11 protein-coding genes and 8 pseudogenes are annotated in these 16,726 nt (G+C 57.6%); 11 read left to right on the top strand and 8 right to left on the bottom strand.

Annotated features, from left to right (window positions below; translation table 11 throughout):
* Nucleotides 1-737: 737 nt before the first annotated feature.
* The gene (locus tag NKI96_RS23035; RefSeq protein ID WP_023727169.1) at nt 738-1,448 is read right to left on the bottom strand and encodes a toll/interleukin-1 receptor domain-containing protein; all 711 of its coding nucleotides are present in this window, start codon (nt 1,446-1,448) and stop codon (nt 738-740) included.
* Between the two features lie 858 nt (nt 1,449-2,306).
* Between NKI96_RS23035 and NKI96_RS23030 the strand changes: the two are divergent.
* The 3 genes and pseudogenes from NKI96_RS23030 to NKI96_RS23020 all read left to right on the top strand — a co-directional run.
* A pseudogene (locus NKI96_RS23030) lies at nt 2,307-3,176 on the top strand (IS3 family transposase); the annotation flags it as partial.
* A gap of 213 nt (nt 3,177-3,389) precedes the next feature.
* A complete protein-coding gene (locus tag NKI96_RS23025; protein WP_023690557.1) occupies nt 3,390-3,716 on the top strand; it encodes a helix-turn-helix domain-containing protein in 327 nt (108 codons plus the stop codon).
* Nucleotides 3,691-4,945 (top strand): annotated as a pseudogene (locus NKI96_RS23020) (type II toxin-antitoxin system HipA family toxin). Before NKI96_RS23025 ends, NKI96_RS23020 begins: the two are co-directional and overlap by 26 nt.
* A 145-nt stretch (nt 4,946-5,090) precedes the next feature.
* Here NKI96_RS23020 and NKI96_RS23015 read toward each other — a convergent pair.
* Nucleotides 5,091-5,355: pseudogene (locus NKI96_RS23015) on the bottom strand (integrase); the annotation flags it as partial.
* A 126-nt stretch (nt 5,356-5,481) separates the two neighbouring features.
* On the opposite strand from NKI96_RS23015, the gene NKI96_RS32610 reads away from it, so the two are divergent.
* Entirely contained in the window at nt 5,482-5,676 is a 195-nt protein-coding gene (locus tag NKI96_RS32610) for an RES domain-containing protein (RefSeq protein ID WP_502900294.1), read from the top strand.
* A 239-nt stretch (nt 5,677-5,915) separates the two neighbouring features.
* Here NKI96_RS32610 and NKI96_RS32605 read toward each other — a convergent pair.
* The 3 genes and pseudogenes from NKI96_RS32605 to NKI96_RS22995 all read right to left on the bottom strand — a co-directional run.
* Nucleotides 5,916-6,125, bottom strand: a pseudogene (locus tag NKI96_RS32605) (IS110 family transposase); the annotation flags it as partial.
* A 31-nt stretch (nt 6,126-6,156) separates the two neighbouring features.
* Nucleotides 6,157-6,339, bottom strand: coding sequence for a transposase (locus NKI96_RS23000; RefSeq protein ID WP_352561673.1), 183 nt, complete (start codon nt 6,337-6,339; stop codon nt 6,157-6,159).
* Nucleotides 6,340-6,490: 151 nt separating this feature from the next.
* Nucleotides 6,491-6,967 carry a hypothetical protein gene (locus NKI96_RS22995; RefSeq protein WP_352806359.1) on the bottom strand — a complete coding sequence of 159 codons (477 nt, stop codon included), beginning with the start codon at nt 6,965-6,967 and terminating at the stop codon, nt 6,491-6,493.
* A 545-nt stretch (nt 6,968-7,512) separates the two neighbouring features.
* Here NKI96_RS22995 and NKI96_RS22990 point away from each other — a divergent pair.
* The 3 genes from NKI96_RS22990 (at nt 7,513) to NKI96_RS22980 (ending at nt 10,726) form a co-directional block, all read left to right on the top strand.
* Nucleotides 7,513-9,126: a carbamoyltransferase C-terminal domain-containing protein gene (locus NKI96_RS22990; RefSeq protein ID WP_352806356.1), complete on the top strand. Its 1,614-nt coding sequence runs from the start codon at nt 7,513-7,515 to the stop codon at nt 9,124-9,126.
* Nucleotides 9,127-9,558: 432 nt separating this feature from the next.
* Nucleotides 9,559-10,341 (top strand): SDR family NAD(P)-dependent oxidoreductase, encoded by a 783-nt coding sequence (locus NKI96_RS22985; protein ID WP_352806353.1) that lies wholly within the window; start codon nt 9,559-9,561, stop codon nt 10,339-10,341.
* A 43-nt stretch (nt 10,342-10,384) separates the two neighbouring features.
* Nucleotides 10,385-10,726, top strand: coding sequence for a hypothetical protein (locus tag NKI96_RS22980; protein ID WP_352561665.1), 342 nt, complete (start codon nt 10,385-10,387; stop codon nt 10,724-10,726).
* Here the strand turns inward: NKI96_RS22980 and NKI96_RS32600 are convergent.
* Nucleotides 10,695-12,002, bottom strand: a pseudogene (locus NKI96_RS32600) (transposase). The gene NKI96_RS22980 and the pseudogene NKI96_RS32600 sit on opposite strands and share 32 nt — an antisense overlap.
* Before the next feature lie 765 nt (nt 12,003-12,767).
* Between NKI96_RS32600 and NKI96_RS22965 the strand changes: the two are divergent.
* The 3 genes and pseudogenes from NKI96_RS22965 to NKI96_RS22955 all read left to right on the top strand — a co-directional run bounded on the left by NKI96_RS22965 (nt 12,768) and on the right by NKI96_RS22955 (nt 14,867).
* Nucleotides 12,768-13,472, top strand: a complete 705-nt coding sequence (locus tag NKI96_RS22965; protein ID WP_352806349.1) for a transposase — start codon at nt 12,768-12,770, stop codon at nt 13,470-13,472.
* Nucleotides 13,473-13,867: 395 nt separating this feature from the next.
* Nucleotides 13,868-14,033: pseudogene (locus NKI96_RS22960) on the top strand (IS630 family transposase); the annotation flags it as partial.
* 309 nt (nt 14,034-14,342) lie between these two features.
* Nucleotides 14,343-14,867: an SET domain-containing protein-lysine N-methyltransferase gene (locus tag NKI96_RS22955; protein WP_352806346.1), complete on the top strand. Its 525-nt coding sequence runs from the start codon at nt 14,343-14,345 to the stop codon at nt 14,865-14,867.
* Between the two features lie 57 nt (nt 14,868-14,924).
* Here the strand turns inward: NKI96_RS22955 and NKI96_RS22950 are convergent.
* Nucleotides 14,925-15,038, bottom strand: a pseudogene (locus tag NKI96_RS22950) (IS6 family transposase); the annotation flags it as partial.
* 51 nt (nt 15,039-15,089) lie between these two features.
* On the opposite strand from NKI96_RS22950, the pseudogene NKI96_RS22945 reads away from it, so the two are divergent.
* A pseudogene (locus NKI96_RS22945) lies at nt 15,090-15,217 on the top strand (IS630 family transposase); the annotation flags it as partial.
* A 393-nt stretch (nt 15,218-15,610) separates the two neighbouring features.
* Here the strand turns inward: NKI96_RS22945 and NKI96_RS22940 are convergent.
* Complete coding sequence (locus NKI96_RS22940) at nt 15,611-16,456, bottom strand: LysR family transcriptional regulator (protein ID WP_352561659.1); 846 nt, start codon at nt 16,454-16,456, stop codon at nt 15,611-15,613.
* Nucleotides 16,457-16,726: the final 270 nt, after the last annotated feature.

Raw genomic sequence — 16,726 nt, 5'->3', positions numbered from 1 at the left:
GAGGCCAACCGATACATCAACATGGACGACCTGCGCGAGCACAAGAAGCTCGCTCTGCGCCAAGCCGCATGACCAGCATCATGGCTGCCCCATTTTGCAGAACTTGACGCACACAACCATTGCCCCCGAGTCATGCGCGGTCGGTCGTGAGGTGCCTCCGGCTATCCACAGCACTTCCCGGCAAGGTGCCCAACGCCCATTAGAGGCGCATGGATCGGCTTGATCGGGGCGTTGGGCGCGGTCGTCATGAAGCCGTAAAGCTCGAAATCGCCGGCGCCGTCCTTGACCTTGCGCACCCCATGCCATGGCGTCCAGAGGCCAGCGAAGAAGAAAAGCGGCCGGTCCTCATTGAGCGCGAACCAATCCGCTGAATACCTGTCTCAGGGTCCTTATGCCGGGTGTTGGGCTAGGCTCCGAGAAACTCGTCACAGGCACCACACAGCGATGCTCAACCCCAACATACTGCTGCCAATGGCCGTATTGTGGGTTGCGGATATTGGTCGTACCGTAGTCGGCCTTGCCCTTGACCCGTTCGAGCGGTGTCGGCATTCCCCAACGCAGGTTGGCGACTTGACGTTGCCCGTCTGCCGCATTGCGGACCACCGGACCGGGCTGGTTGGGGGCTGGTTGGGGTAGATGTCGATGGACGGTTCAGGTTGCCTGAGATGGTCGCGCAGAGCCCTGGTGCACTGGCGTATGGCTTCTTGCGACGTGGTGATGTTGTGCAGATTGCACATCTAGGAAGGAGCAACCCCGTTCTTTTTGGCAAGCATGGAAAGGGCTTTTTCCTTGATATCTGCCGCGACCAAAGTCAGAGCTTCGTCGCGATCCTTGAAACTTGCGATCGATGTACCCTTGAGGGTCGCCTGAAAAGACCCGAAGAGCTCTTCCTGCCACAGGCAATTTCTCGCGATCACTGGAATAACAACCGTCGTGTTGTTGGCCTCTCTCTCCATCGCGTGAGTTAGCTCAATCTGGTTGCAATAACGCGAGTTGATAAAGTCAACGCTTATCAGGAGGATGATAATGTCGGCGCTCTCTAGATTGCCCTTGATGGCGTCCGCCCATTTGTCGCCAGTCTCGATTTCGCCATCGTGCCAAGCCTCGACAAGACCGAGTCGGCTCAGCGGCGTAAGGTGCTTTAGAAGGTCAACCTTGATAGCCGCATCTGCATGCGAGTAGGAGATAAACGCCTTGAGAGGCTTGGGACTGGGGCTAGCCGCATTTTGGGGGAGGGACATAGTCCCACCGGGACCTCCTCTTATCAGTCCATTCTTCCTCAGGCGGTCCTTAGTTGTCGTGTAACGTTCTTCTATCCAACCCAGTTTATTGAAAAGGGCTGCGTTCTTAACGCTCACTTTTCCGCCCCCCGACAATTCTCTAACGGCGTCCATAAACCGGTCTTCTAGAGTTCCAACGCGCTTCCGCGATTTTGCCTTGCTTGCCATTTTATGGAGCCCCCCGAATCTAGGTCGACACTTCCAGCGAAAGTCTTTTGCAGTCAAGTCGACGCTGGAAATTAAGCCGGGAAATCCTCTAATTGGGGAGCCGGCTTGTTGCCAGCAATTACTCGAACGGTGCGTTGCGTCTTTGTGTTAGCTTGTCGGGTCGGAGGTCTAGCCAGCCTGAGTTAGAGCCTTCTCAAGCGCCGGTCTGGGCACCTCAAGCTGCGCCTTGTCGCCACCCCATAGTCGTCCCCGACACTGCGAGCCGTCCAAGGGTTGTCAGCTTTGGTGATGCTGACACGGGGCCTAGCCTACGCGCTTACCGTCATCTCAGCCCCTGTCGGTTATGTCCGCGGCCAGGGCATCGATATTCCGTCGAATTGCTCTCCCAGGTCGCACCGCTCCTTGGCTCATATCGCATTCACCAAAGACTATCTCTGGAACGAGATTGACCGACCCGGGAACGCTCCAGGCCGAGCTAACCGGTCAATCCAAACAACTTCGAATTACCTTAGCGGGATTATTCTAAAAATGCCCACGGTGCCCCGGTTACAGGCAGCCCGCGAACGCGGGCGAAAGGGTGGACGCCGTCCGAAACAAACCCAATCAGCGCTCCGAAATCACTCGACTCAGCTAAATGAAGGCTGTGCGGCATCTGAAGCAGCCCGTCTCTTTCATAGGACCACCGTCGAGCGCATCGGCGCCGAGGTCAAATAGCCATTGGCTGAATGTTCTTTCAGTTGGCCGTCTGCAGCGACGCATGCACTAGGCCTATTACGAAGAAAAGCCGGTGGACGGTGGCCACAGCAGCTGTATGAACCGTGCTCGCCGGCGTGCCTTCGGACGTGGCAACCGCATCGGGTCGAGCCGATCTGGAAGGTGCTGCCGATCGCCCCGTCGAGCTACCACGACCATGTCGCCAAGCGCATCGATCCTTCCCGGCTGTCGGCTCGGGCGAAGCGGGATGAGGCCCTGGCCTTGAAGGATGAGATCCGACGCGTGTTCGAGGCCAACTTCCGCGTCTACGGCGTTCGCAAGGTCTGGCGGGAGTTACAGCGTGAGGGCTCGACGTCGCCCGCTGCACGGTTGCCCCACTGATGAGGGCCATGGGTCTTGAGGGCATCATCCGCGGCAAGCCGATCCGCACCACGGTGAGCGACAAGGCCGCACCTTGCCCTCTCGATCACGCCAATCGCCAGTTCCATGCCCCGGCGCGGAACATGCTGTGGGTCTCCGACTTGACCTGCGTCGCGACCTGGACGGGCTCCGTCTATGTCGCCTTTGTCATCGACACCTATGCGCGAAGGATCGTCGGCTGGCGGGTGAGCCGGACGGCGCATGCCAGCTTCGTTCTGGACGCTCTGGAACAGGCTCTCCATGATCGGCGGCCCGTGCAGGGGGGCAGGCTGATCCATCACAGCGATAGAGGCCGCCCAATAGGACTCTATCAGATACACCGAGCGCCTGGCGGAGGCCGGCGTCGAGCCTTCGGTAGGCAGCGTCGGCGACAGCAACGACAATGCTCTCGCCGACGATCAACGGCCTTTACAAGGCCGAGGTGATCCATCGACGCGGACCATCGCGCAACTTCGAAGCCGTCGAGTTCGGTAGCTCGATTGGGTCGATTGGTTCAACAATCGCCGGCTGCTGGAGGCCATCGGCAACATTCCGCCGGCCGAAGCCGAGGAACGCTACTACGCCATTCTGTATGACCCAGCCATGGCCGCGTGACTCAACGAAACGGCCTCCGGAAAACCCGGTGCGGTTCAGTTCTCGGAGGAACGACGTTGCCGCGCGGGCTAAAGAGAGAGGAAGATTGATCTCTTTCCATATCATTTTCTTCACATATGATACGTAAACAGATCATAAAGCATTGAAACTACTCGCTGGATGAGATACCTTTGCGTACCATCGCACATTGGAATAGATCGTATAGGTTGCGTTATGGACTCTCAATCGGAAATTCTACGGGAAATCGGTGGGTTTTTCAGGCAGGCGAGGTTGGCCGCTGCGATGACGCAGGAGCAGGTCGCCGATTTGGCGGGTATATCCCGTCCCCGATATCGCGACATCGAAAAGGGAGCCGCAGCCGCGCGTGCGACGACGCTCATGAATATCGCTCGCGCGCTCGGTCTGGAAATGATGCTGGTTCCGCAAGCCATGGTGCCGGCTGTCCAGGCTCTATTGCGTCCGCATGATGATGACGATCGACCCGCCTTTGTTTCTCAACCTGACGATGACGATCATGGCTCCAGTCTTTCGCGCACCTAAGACGATCCCGTCACTGGACGTGCTCTTGAATGCAGTGAAGATCGGCACAATCGTCAGGACGCCGGGCGATTTCAATGCGTTCAACTTCGATGACGCCTACCGCGCGACGGGCGGCTTTCCGGTTCTCAGCCTGTCGTTCCGGGCAGCGACAGGAGGATTGCGGAAAGATCCAAAGCCTCTGGCAAGCGCCTTGCCCGCTTTCTTCGCGAACCTCCTGCCGGAGGAGAAATTGCGGGAGGCGATGGAAAGGCATCACGAAGGCAATGTGCGGCCAGGCAATGATTTCGATCTTTTAGCGGCACTGGGCGCCGATCTGCCGGGAGCCGTACGGGCGTTGCCCAGTGACGGCGCGATAGTCGGTTTCGCAGGAGTCTTCAAAGAATAAGCCCAAGGCACGCTTCTCACTTGCCGGCGTGCAGATGAAGCTGTCGGTCATGAAGAACACTGGAAAAGGCGACGGCCTTACCTTGCCGCTGAACGACGAGCAGGGCCGGTACATCGCCAAGTTCCCTTCGACGGCGTTTCCGGGCGTTTCCGAGAACGAATTCGCCAACACCTGGCGCTGGCTGCAGCAATCGGCATGGAGGTTCCTGAATGCGAACTGGTCGAGAAGTCCGATTTTGAGGGCGTTCCAGAAGAATTCGCCACGCTGTCGGAGGGCAAGGTCCTTCTCGTCAAACGCTTCGATCGGGGCGCCAATGGCGAGAGGATACACATCGGATTTCGCTCAGGTCTTCGGTGTCTATCCCTCGCGCAAATATGAGGGCCGCTTATCACGACATAGCCTTGGCTCTTGCCGTGGCCGTCTCGCCTACGGCCGCTCTCGAGTTCGTCCGCCGCCTGGCACTGACCGTAATCACAGGCCATGGCGACATGCACCTGAAGAACTGGTCTTTGATTTGTCCCGGCAACGGCGACAAGCCGGCGCTTGCACCAATCTACGACCTTCTGTCCACCGTGCCATATATTCCCGCAAACGCCATGGCGCTATCGCTCGAAGGAGAGCGCTCGTTCAAGGCGTAATCAGCACCGCGATGGAAAGCATTTGCGAACCGTGCAAGGCTTCCGGAGCCCGCAGTCCTGAAGGCAGTGGTCGAGACGGTCAAACTCTCAACGAGTACTGGTGGCATCTGCCTGAGCGCGAGGTTGTCGCAGCGAAAGTGCTCGAGAGGATCGATGAACATGTGAAGGCGATGACGCCGATACTGAACTCCTGCGCCGATAAGTGAGCCGAGTCCCCTCGGGTTGCTGATATAGCGGAACTATCCGCCCGCGGCCCCGGATGGACCGCCGGCTGCCGAACCTCTTCCAGAATCTGGGTGGCCTGATCGACCGCGGTCGCGCGGCGGCCAGAAGACCGGGCGCTTTCTGCTGCTCGCTCTGCTTCCATCGATCTGCTGAGGCAGACTGGCGAGGAGCAGAATGACGCAGGTGGCGCAGCGTGCCGCGATCGAGCATTCCCAGCATGGCGATCAGGTCTTCGGGCAGGATCGCCACCTTCTGCCTTGGCGGGGCGGCGTGATGTTGCGGATGCCGGCCATGACGGTTGCGATATGCCGGTCCTTGCGGTCCAGCGGCTGGCCGGCTGCGCGTAGTTCCAGGTCAGCGAAGAGAGCCGGCCCTCGATCGTGCTCACAGAAATGAAGGTGATCGCAACGAGCCGATCGCAGACTATGGCCACCGCACCGCAGCCGAGTTCGTCGCCGACGGTCAGGTCGAGGCAGTTCTAGCATCTATCGTAATCTCTAGAACGGGGCGTCGTTATTTGACGCCCAAATGGGCTTTCCTGCCGACCAGCGGTGCAGGCGCCGCGATCGACGGTGGCCGTTTCAACCGGCCAGGTGTCGAAGCGCTCTATCTCTCGCAGGCCCCAGACGGCACTCGCGCCAGATTGGCCACCTGCACACCAAGAGCCTGCGACAGGCGCTTCGATTTCTTTTCTCCGGGAGCCGCTCCCTAGGCGCAGCCAGTGTTCCGGTAGTTGACGGGCATTCACCGTAACCGGCTCCGTAATCCCTCGTCGGAGCGCCTGTAGGGCAGGATGCGCGAGATGGTCGCTTCGGTGAGATATAGGCGGCCGATTGCGGATTGGCAGCTTTCTTCTTCCGCGGGGTGGAAGCGTACCGGCGGACGATATCACCCTTATACCAGCGGACAGTCGAGCTTCATTGATGTTCAGTCATCGAGGAAGCTAGCAAGCCGGTAATAGTTCCCGGTCGCTTCGAAGCCGCAGACCACCGGTTGGCCAAACGCCTGCCGAATCCGATCAGCCGGTCATGCTCTGCGCGGGTGTGAGAGCCGGCGGCGGCGCTTATGGCCGGTGGCTTCAATCAAGACTTCATGGCGCACCTTGGCGATATCGATCGCCACCAACACCGTATCGGCGGGTATAACATTTTGGCTGGTCATGGTCGATCTCTCCGGAATGGGTTGTGAACATTCACATTCTAGAGATCGTCGACTGGCCATGGCCACCTCGATGGTGCGCGCCTGCAGCCAAAAGCTGCTGGCCGCGCGGACCGAGGTAGCTGACAAGCTTCTGTGGCTCATCGAAGCGGGTCACGTCGCCAATCGCGGCCTTCATCGCCAACGCGACCGTCATGTGTGCACCGGGAATGGTCATCAGCCGCTTCACGCTGTCATACTCAAGATCTGAGCGGGCAAGATCGCGCTCGATTACCTAGAGATCCTCGCCCACCCGATCAAATTCGCGCAAATTCCGATCGATAGCGAGGCGCGCGTCTTCCGGCACAACCTGTTCACTCAACCAGGTCCTACCCTTGGCCCCGCACAGGTCCGCATGCGGACAAGACGGACAGGTGGCTATGGAGGATCGACTGGATGATGTTCTTCAAACGCGATCTCTGCCGGATGACCTGATTACGCCGAGTGACCTGCCGGCGCAGCGCCTGCGTCGGCTCGTCCGCAATCCAGACTCTGGCAAGAAGCCGCTGGCTGCGCAAGAACGCCCGCTTCGATCGTGTCGTTTTGATCTTGGCATAGGCAATGATACCCACCTGTTTCGGGTTGGCGATCACCACCTTCTTCACATGCGGCGCAACCACAGCTGCAGCGGACGTCGCGTTGCCGATGGCGTCGATCACCACGACATCGTCCGACGACAGCTTTGCGGCGAAGGCGTCGAACAGATCGCGCCGCAAGTCGACACGACCCAGCCGCCTTAGCCTGCCGTCTTCCCAAGCTACCGCCTCGGCGAAGGCGCGGTGAGTATCCAGTCCGATGATGCGCATCCCTATTCCCTTCTTCCTGGCTCGTCAAAGACGGGAGCTGGCGGGCAACACGACACCTACTGATCCGCGCTCGCAGCGCATCCGGGAAAGTTGCGAGGGGCGGCCATGTAACGGGCTCTCAGCCCCCGGTCTAAAGCCGGCCTGCCCGCACTTCCGTGCTCCCGGTGCCCCACGTCCCGGGTGGGCTCACCAGGCTGGAAATGCTGCGATGATCCCGACAGAAAGCATGCCGCGCGGGCGCTTGTCCTTCGAACATGTAGCGCAGGGCGGCCGACACCTTCGCCCCTCCTGACTCCAGCGCCGCCTCGATTGCAAAAGGGCATGTAAATAAATATAAAGCACGGCTTTGTTATTTTGCAGCAGTTCTTCACAAACAGCCGAAAAACTTATCGCTACGACGGTTGATTTATGAGGTACGAATACGACATAATGAGGTTTATTTATATGGCAGAAATGCAATAATGGTGAGACGAGTAAACACGTAGATTATATAATGGTGAACTGTCGTTCATTCGTGATGGAGTACTATGATGCGGATAATATCGTTGAAACCGGGCCATGATGGCGCCATTGCGGCGTTGGATACATCGGCGGCCGAGCTGATCTACTCTTACGAGGCTGAGAAGGATAGCTTTGCTAGATATTCGACTATTAACCCGACGACCATTCTAGAAGCCGCGGGGCGCCTGGATGCCATTCCGGATGTGTTTGCTGTCGGTGGGTGGCACATAGGATTCAACCACGACCCGGTAGGATACTACGGCATAGCTCAGGGATCGGATATTGCCAGCGAGAGGACCGTCTTCGGCCGCAAGGTGCATTTCTATTCCTCGACGCACGAGCGCTCCCATCTCTGGGGCTCCTACGGCATGTCGCCATTCCCCAGCGGGATGCCCTGTTACGCGCTGATCTGGGAAGGATGGTCCGGCGATTTCTATGAAATCGATGAGAACCTGCAGGTTGAACATCGGGGGAAAGCGATGGCGAATCCTGGCCACAAATATTCTTTCCTTTATGCGCTCGCCGATCCAAAATTCGCTTTGCCGAAAGGACACCGTATTGAAGACGCCGGCAAGCTAATGGCGCTTTGCGCCTATGGGCAGATCGGATCGCCCGACCAGGACGAGCAGGCGCTGATCGATTTCGTGCTTCCAAGCGAAGTGTACCCCTTGGCCAAGGAGGATCTGCGGAATTCCCCCTACTACAACATTGGCGTAACCCATCAGAAGTTCACCAACCTCGCCAGGCGCGTTTCAGACGCCATCTTCGATTCGTTCCACACTTTCGCGAAGAAGAACCTGACAAAAGGGTACCCGCTGCTGATTTCCGGCGGATGCGGTTTGAATTGTGAGTGGAACCGCAGATGGCTCGAAACAAACCTTTTTTCCGATGTTTTCATTCCTCCATGCGCAAACGATACTGGCTCGGCGATCGGCACCGCAGTCGACGCGATGCGGCATTTCACAGGCAATGCTAAGATCAAATGGAACGTCTATTCCGGCCAGCCTTTCGCACATGACCAGATTGACCTCACCGGCCTCGAGGTCCATCCACTCGACTACGGCCAAGTAGCCTCGGCGTTGCTCGATGACAAGGTGATCGGCTGGGTACAGGGGAATTGCGAAATAGGGCCACGGGCGCTCGGTAACCGCTCAATTCTCGCGGCGCCTTTTTCAAAGGCAACCCATGAGCGGCTAAACCGCATCAAGAACCGGGAGAGTTTCCGCCCGATCGCGCCGGTCTGTCTGGAAGACGATGTCGCGCTCCACTTCGATTTGGCACGCCCGTCGCCCTACATGCTTCTTTTCCAGAAGGTTCTCGATAGCAGGTTGGAGGCTGTCACGCATGCTGACGGCACAGCGCGGGCCCAGACAGTTTCACGGAACCATAACAGACGGCTCTTTCAATTGCTTACCTCGTTCAAGGCAAAAAGCGGAGTCGGCGTTCTCTGCAACACATCGCTGAACTTCAATGGCACCGGCTTCATCAATCGCGCAAGCGATTTGCTGACCTATGCCCGGGCCGCTGGTCTTGACGGATTCGTGATCAACGATGCCTTTTATCTCTTCAAGGCAGGCCCGTCACGGTGTCGAGCGGACAGAAAGCGACCGCATAAGGTGGGAGGAGCATTCCTCCAAGCTGTCGCGGAAGATGGGTGATGACGGTTTGAGAAGAGCAGCGTATTCGACCAGCGATGCACCGTGGATAAGACTATCAACATTGTTCGCCTTCGTCAGGCCGACGGAATTTCTGACCAGATGTGCTTCGCACAAACGCCCGAAAATCGCTTGCGCAGACGATCGGGATGGAAACCCAAGCTTTTCTTGCCGAGATCCTTCATTACCGGAAAGCCGGCTGCCGGTGACTCCGGGATATCGTGTTAGGCGCTCAAATAAATGGGCCGTGAAGGGATCGACCACCGCCTGCCGCGGCTTGCGCGTTTAGTGCAGGAGGCGCGTTGAAAGAGCTCAACGCAAGGGACGCTCAAAGTCGGGGCAGACGAGCACCCACCCGATCGCCTCTCACAAGCTAGTCTGATCTGCGCCTGCTAGCTTCGTGAGGGCGGTGTAAACTATTTAAAGGAAAACACCATGAACAAAGTGGCAATTGTGACAGGATCGGCAACCGGCATGGGAGCGACTTGTGCCATCAACCTCGCTGCGCGGGGCTGGAACGTCACGATAAACTATACTCGAAGCAAGAAGGAAGCCGAGGAGACTTATGCCAAAGTCAAAGCGCAAGGTGTTGAAGCCATCGTTGTGCAGGCCGACGTGGGGCAAGATGCAGATTGCCGCAAACTGGCCGCCGAGACTCTGAGCGAATGGGGGCGTATCGACGGCCTTATTAATAACGCCGCAACCACAAAGTTCCAAAAAGCCGGCGACCTTGAAGACGTCACACCGGAGGATTTCGACCGCATATTTCGCGTGAACACAACCGGCGCTTTCATGATGAGCCGTGCTGTGTTTCCGGCCATGAAGAGACTATGGGAAGAAAGCAAAGAACGCAGCGCAATCGTAAATGTGTCCACTAATGCCACTTTTACCGGCAACGGCAGCTCACTACCCTATGTGCTGTCGAAGGGCGCCTTAAATACTCTTACCGCGATGCTTGCACGCTGGCTCAGCCCTGCCGTTCGGGTGAACACCATTTGCCCCGGCTTCATACAAACCCGTTGGATGTTAAACGGCATCGGCGAAATAGAATACAACAAAATGAAAGAAGACGAAGTACAACGTACGCCTCTCCGCCAGGCAGGCACACCGGAACAGATGTCCGAGGCTGCGCTGTTCTTCCTGACGGAAGCGTCAAACATTACTGGTCAGATCATTGTTGTTGATGCCGGCAGTCATCTTGGACTGCTACCGCGGTAGCACCGCCCTCAACCAATAGGATGCCGATGCAGCCGGCACTGAATTGGATGCTCTGGCCAAGGACATCAGACGCGACATCTATGCAGACTTGTGCGCCGCAGGTGATTGGCTGATAACGCGCTGGGCTATGGTTCGAGACGCAGCTCTCCAAGGGTGCGATGACCGCGTCATGGTCGGCATGTACAACGAACGAAAGCAAATAGCGCATGAAGAGGGTCATCTTGCCATAGCGCCGGTAATCAAAACGTTGCCACACATCCGTCAGTACTTCCCGAAAGGCACCAACTTGAGCATCCACAGCGCCGACGGGATCGCCGCCGGAGCGATGACGGATTTTGTAGTGACGGGGTTGATCAAGCGGCGCTTTGCGGCTTCATTTCGATGACCTCGATCCCGTCCTTGAACCTGGCACCTGCGAGCAGCAACTGATTTTGTCGCTTCAATCGAAGCCAGGATTTGGCGGCGGCTATGAGGAGCTTCAAGACCATCAGCTTGGCAGTCTTCGACGACAGGGGAGCCCTTCGAGCGCACCGTGTATTTGTGAACGGTGGCAAAAGACGCTTTCGTACAGCAGTTTTCGCCGGAGAGGTCGTAGGACGCTAGCAACGTCTCGCGATCCTTCGTCAGGCAGCCGCCCGCCTTGTTGTACTTCCCGCTGTCGTTCTCGGCGAACACATCGATCGCCGTTTCGGCTACTGAGCGTGTCGGCGCGCCATAAATCTCGCGCAAATCCGTCTTCATGTTGGCCTGCACCGAGAGCGGCACCTTGCACAAGACGTTGGCTTTCTTGTGCACCCAGCAACGATGGTACCTGGTGCCCAGAAAGACCTCGTCGGGCACCTTCCAGAAGCCGAGCGCACCATCGCCGACGGCAATATCGGTCGCGATTCTCAGGCCACGCCGCTTCACGTGCGCTCCTCGCAAGGCGGCAAATCTTGCCAGTGTATAACCCTCCGGCTAGATGGGTGCACATGGAGACGGACGACCCTGATGCGAGTCATCAAGACAGTCATCAAGGCAGGCACCTGCTGGCATCGGTGACCTCGTACAGAAACTGACTAACGATCGCTGCCTCGTCGACCTGCATCGGGTGGGGAGCATATCCGCATCTCCGGGCGGAAACGTGCGCGGGAAATCGCGCTTTTGCCAACGTTCATAGTCGGCGTTCCACTCTGCTACCAGCCGCGTGATCACCGAGCGTGAAAAATTCGGCGCGTCCTTGCCCACAAGCGCGCTCAGCTCTTCCTGAAAATCGCCGGTCGAAACACCGCGCAGGTAGAGAACGGGAAGCAGCGCATCCAGACTTCGCCCGGACGCGCCCATTTCGGCAGGATCAATGATGCGAACCGCATCCGATCAACCTCGCCATTCGCGCCGCGATCCCGGATCCTTACCCGCTGACTGGCGCCGGCCGGATCCCCGTCTAGAGCTCCGGGCCGTACCCATGCCAGACAATTCGGTCACGGCCATCGGCAAGCTTGAGATCCCGCATCTCGGCTAGAATGTCTCGGCTTCGATCTCGATCGCCTGCGCCACATTTTGCGCGCCGGGCTGCAAAGCACATCCGCCAGTGGATCATCAAGCTCGTCAGGCTGACGAAGACGCAAAACATTGGTAGTCTTATGGCGTATCGCTCTCCTTGAGGTTCTGGCAGGCTTCATCACCGCCTCGATACACCGCCCACAGTTTCCGCCATCTCGCCGCCGTGGCAGTGGCCCCAATGCTCGACCGAGAAAGACCCTTGGAAAACGCCGGCAGAGGCGAATTTGCGAGCCGCCGCCCACATCGCCGCACCGAAGGGCCGGGCCCATGTCCGTGGTCTAATCGAAGCTCTAGACAAGGGCGATCGGCCGCTCCCGCCGATGGCGCCACAGGTTCCTGTCCTCCTCGCCCGAACGATCGACGGGCTGGCGCGTAAATCCGGAAGATCGAGATCCACCGACACCATCATGGCCAGCGGCCTGAGGTCGCACAAAAACAGGCCGAACACGTGAATTAACCTGACCGCTTCAGTATTGCCATTGTCAGAATCTTCTTGCCCAACGGGGGCCAATGGTATGGACCCCGCCCTCCAGCGCGGTGAAATCTCGAACGCCAACTGCAACGAAGGAGGATATCATGCAGATCGTTCGAATAGGTCTGGATCTTGCGAAGTATGTCTTCGAGGTTCACGGCTTCGACAGCCACAGAAAAGTCGTTGTACGAAAGACGCTGCGTCGCGATGCGGTAGCCCGCTTCTTCGCCAATCTGCCGCGATGTCTGGTCGGCATGGAAGCCTCGAACGGAGCGCATTATTGGGCAAGGGTGCTTTCCGATCTAGGCCATGAGGTACTGCTGATCAGCCCTCAGTTCGTGACACCATACGTCAAGTCGAGAACGACCGGAACGATGCGGAAGCCATCTTCCAGGCGGTCGGTCGGCCATCAATGCGCTTTGTGCGGCCGAAGCCGACTGATCAGCTGGCAATCCAGGCCGTTCATCGCATTCGTCGGCGTCTGGTCGCCGACCGGGTCAGACTCTCGTCAATTAGATTCGTGGCCTCCGTTCCGAGCACGGGATTGTCATTGCTCGTGACATCTCGCAGCTCCAACGCGGCCTTGCCGTCATCGTCGGGAACAACGATGACGGCCTCAGTGACATGGTCGCTCATGAGGGAGTTGCGGGCGGAAATGGCCGAATTCGATAATCGCATTGCAACCTATGACCGGCGGATACGGGAGATCTTCCGCACAAGCGAGCAATGCCAGCGGCTTGGAAAGATCGAAGGCATCGGCCCCGTACCGGCAACCGCCTTGATCGCTGCCGTGGGCGATAGAACCTGCTTCAAGAACGGCCGTCAGTTCGCGGCCTGTCTCGGTCTCGTGCCGAAACAACGATCCAGTGGAGGGCGAGCCCGCCTGTTCGGCATCAGCAAACGCGGCGATCGCTACCTGCGCACATTGATGACCCATGGCGCTCGCGCTGCGCTCGGTAAAGCAGCGGCAAGCACGATCCCCGAAGTCTCTGGCTCGGTAAGCTGCGGCAAAGGCAGCATCCCAATGTCGCGGCTGTCGCGCTCGCCAACAAGAAATGCGAGGATCGTGTGGGCCATGCTCTCGGGCAGCACATTCTACGAGCCCGCACCCTCGTGAAAGCAGCTTGAGGCGAAGCGGCAAACGAAGGAATAACAGAAGGAGGTCTCACCCTGGCAATTGCAGCAAAATGGTAGGAGATGGTGAAACGGTCACTCCGTCGCTTCCCGAACCTGGTGTGTGGACCGGCTTGGCTTGGGCCAATGTCTAGGGTCGATGAGGGGAAGCGCGAGAAAATCTATCGGGGCTCGCGGCGAAGACGTTGTGCAGCCGCGTTAGGAAGCCGGATATACGGCAGCAGTTGTGACCAACGATCCTGATCCAGCCGACCTGTTGCAATCCGGCGGGGCCCATATACGTCCACACATGAATCCCACGAACGCTTCCTACACTTTGTCGGGTTTGTCGGTTTGTAAGCCCGCCGCACATTCCTCTATACGCAACTGTCCGAAGGCCGCGCCCGGCTGGCAAGACATCCCCGATGGACTTCCCGCTTCGTTCCAACATCATTGTTCGGCGGCTGTGAGGGCTTCTCCGCCAAAGCTGACACGCGACGGAGACTGCAACGGCGTCTTCCACTTCGTCGTCGACCTGCAGGCGGCAATCAACCGATTCACGAGATAGTCAAACGCGTGCACCAAGCGTTGGAATTAATCCACTGAGTTGGCACGAATTTTGAGCGCTTTCTTTGCGAACGGCGAACTCGATTCAGATTTCGCCGTCAAATGGAGCGTAAGGGGAATGAGCACGGAAGGTCCTGTCAGGTTTAGATGGTTTTGCACAAAGACGGCGGGGAACGATCTTTCAGCTCGATGCCCGTCGCCAACGTAGCAGTAGAATTTCTGGGCGCCTCTGCAACGATGAAGGTACCTAACATAGCGAATTCATAACAATTAAATTCCGGTTGCCTAGTCATGGAAGGAAGTGATCGTGCAAAATCCGCATGTAGAGAATGGCGTCTCAATCCTGACTGACGATCTCGGCTGCGCAAGGCGAATCAATGCTCGCAACGTTACGGTCCGCGATACAGGTGACGATAGAGGGCGTGGGATTTTCGCTGCTCGTGGTTTCCTGCCCGGCGAGGTTGTGATGATCGGGCTTCTTAATCGCTTGGAAAAGGCTCGGACGACGCACTCGATTGAGATAGATTGGAATGTTCATGCTTTATTCGAGGAGCCGCCTGTCTTTGTAAACCATTCTTGTGATCCCAATCTAGCGATTGTGCCGAACCGGTTCCGAGCTTACGATTTTATTGCTGTCCGGGAAATCTCTCCTGACGTCGAGCTAACCTGGGACTATGCCACCTCGGAGTTCGAGAGCATAGCGGTACCAGTTTGTCTTTGTGCGACAGCAAATTGCCGACAAGCAGCCGGAGGGTTTTCCACGCTGCCCCCCGATCATCCACTGCTCTTGGCCGGCTTCTATGCACCCTATCTCAAACGAAACTGTGGATAGTTCCGGGGGGTGTTGCAGCGCTGAATGCGAGCGCCGAGAGCTTTGATATGAGACCACTCAGGCGGCAAGGATTTGGAACTGCTCGGCCAGGGACGGATTCGAATTGAAGGCGAACCTCGCCTGTTGCTTAAGCACTCCCTGAGCATGGAGCGCCGCGATCGGTTCTAGTATTTCGACGTGATGCTCCAAGTTGTTCAAAGCGTCTCACGGTTCGAATGATCGGATGTGTCGCGCCATGCGACCAGTACCCTGTTTGCTGCCGTCAATGTTCTCGACGGCTCGGTAATCGGTCGCAACATGCAGCGACACGGCATCAGGACTTCATCCGTTTCCTGAACGTGATTGAGGCGCGCAGCTGCAAACTGTCAGTGACAAGGTGCCCTCTTCGGTTGTCAAGATATGGCACGAGCATGGTCTTGCACACGCGGTCCACTACATCGTGAGACCGACAGACCATCGCCCGTATGATGCTCGATCGCGTGGTCATTCGGGTGTTCGGACAGACCGAACGTGCCGAAATAAAGTGCCACTGGGCAGGCGAGGTCGTGACGGTGGAGGAGCCGCATAGGCATCGACCTGGATCGTGCCGTTGAAGGCAAGTCCGACCTCGGCGAGGCCATGGCCTATATACTGAAACGCCCGATCCGGATTGCTCATGAAACTGGATGTTGAATCACACAGGCCCCTCGTCATATAGCAATCGATTTATCAATCTAAAGACGTGCTCTTGGTTCGCGACAGTATTATCCTGTCAAAAGTTTAAGCCCTTTGAGTAACCGTGCGTGAGTATGGGAATGCTTATTCCGTACATGCACAGCCGAATAAATCGGCTGCGAGATGCTCGGCGCGTCGGCAACTGGTTCTGCCACGCCCTCTAGGCTTAGCATCTTGGCCACCGCCTCGGTGACAAACGCTGTCCCGCCTTGGTTTTTCAGAAGGTAGACGATTGCGCCGCCGTGTCCCGTGGAGACGGGACCATGTTCGAGCTCGGGGAGCATCTGCTTATGGGCCCGATCGAATAAAACAGAGTAATGGGCGCGGATGTAATCTGAGGGCACAACCCCTTTCAAGGACACGCCGCGTGTCGAGACCATCACGAAGCGCTCCTGTGCGATCTGCTCGTAATGCATGTCGGGGTAATGCTGGGGCGAGTATAGCACCGCGAGGTCAAGGCTTCCGGTCGTGAGATCCTGTATCATCTGGTTCGAGTAGTCGACTTCGACATAGATCGCCAGTTTCGGCATTGTCACTCTCACCCATTCTAACCATCCCTGCAGAACACGCTGGTACACGTCGGGATGGATGCCAATACGGATGTGATTTTCAAACTTGCCGACGCCCTGGATTTCACGTCGCGCGTCTAACCAACCGAGTCGTAGGGCTCGCGCATGTTCCACAAGTCGAAGGCCCGCCACAGTTGGCTCGGTTCCGCTTTTGCTGCGGATGAAGAGTTGTTTTCCTAGCAGACCTTCCAACGCTCGGATGCGGCTCGAAACAGTGGATTGAGTGATGCCCAGCCGATCCGCCGTCCTGTTGAAATTCCGGGTCTCGATCAAGTCGAGGAATGTATCGAGCAGTTCGATTTGCATGCGACCTCCGAACGGCCAGCCAGCCTCACGGCCATTGCTTTCATGTTAGGTCATACAAGGCGTAATCTGATTCATCGATTAATCTTCTGCCAACGATTGCATTGCCGACAACATTTTCACGGCGCACGGTTGATGGGAAACAAAAACTCTCTCCGGCATGCATCCCATCGACGTCATGGTCGCTCGGGAGAGGGTGAGGGCCGGTAATGCAAGTATTTGCCCGAACGAGGCAAAGCGAGGAGCCTCCAGCCCTCGTCCAATGAGTGGGAA

This window comes from Mesorhizobium sp. M0292 (genome assembly GCF_040321695.1).
Classification (GTDB): domain Bacteria; phylum Pseudomonadota; class Alphaproteobacteria; order Rhizobiales; family Rhizobiaceae; genus Mesorhizobium.
The sequence above is the reverse complement of the archived record's forward strand: the minus strand, read 5'-3'. Positions and strand labels throughout refer to the sequence as shown.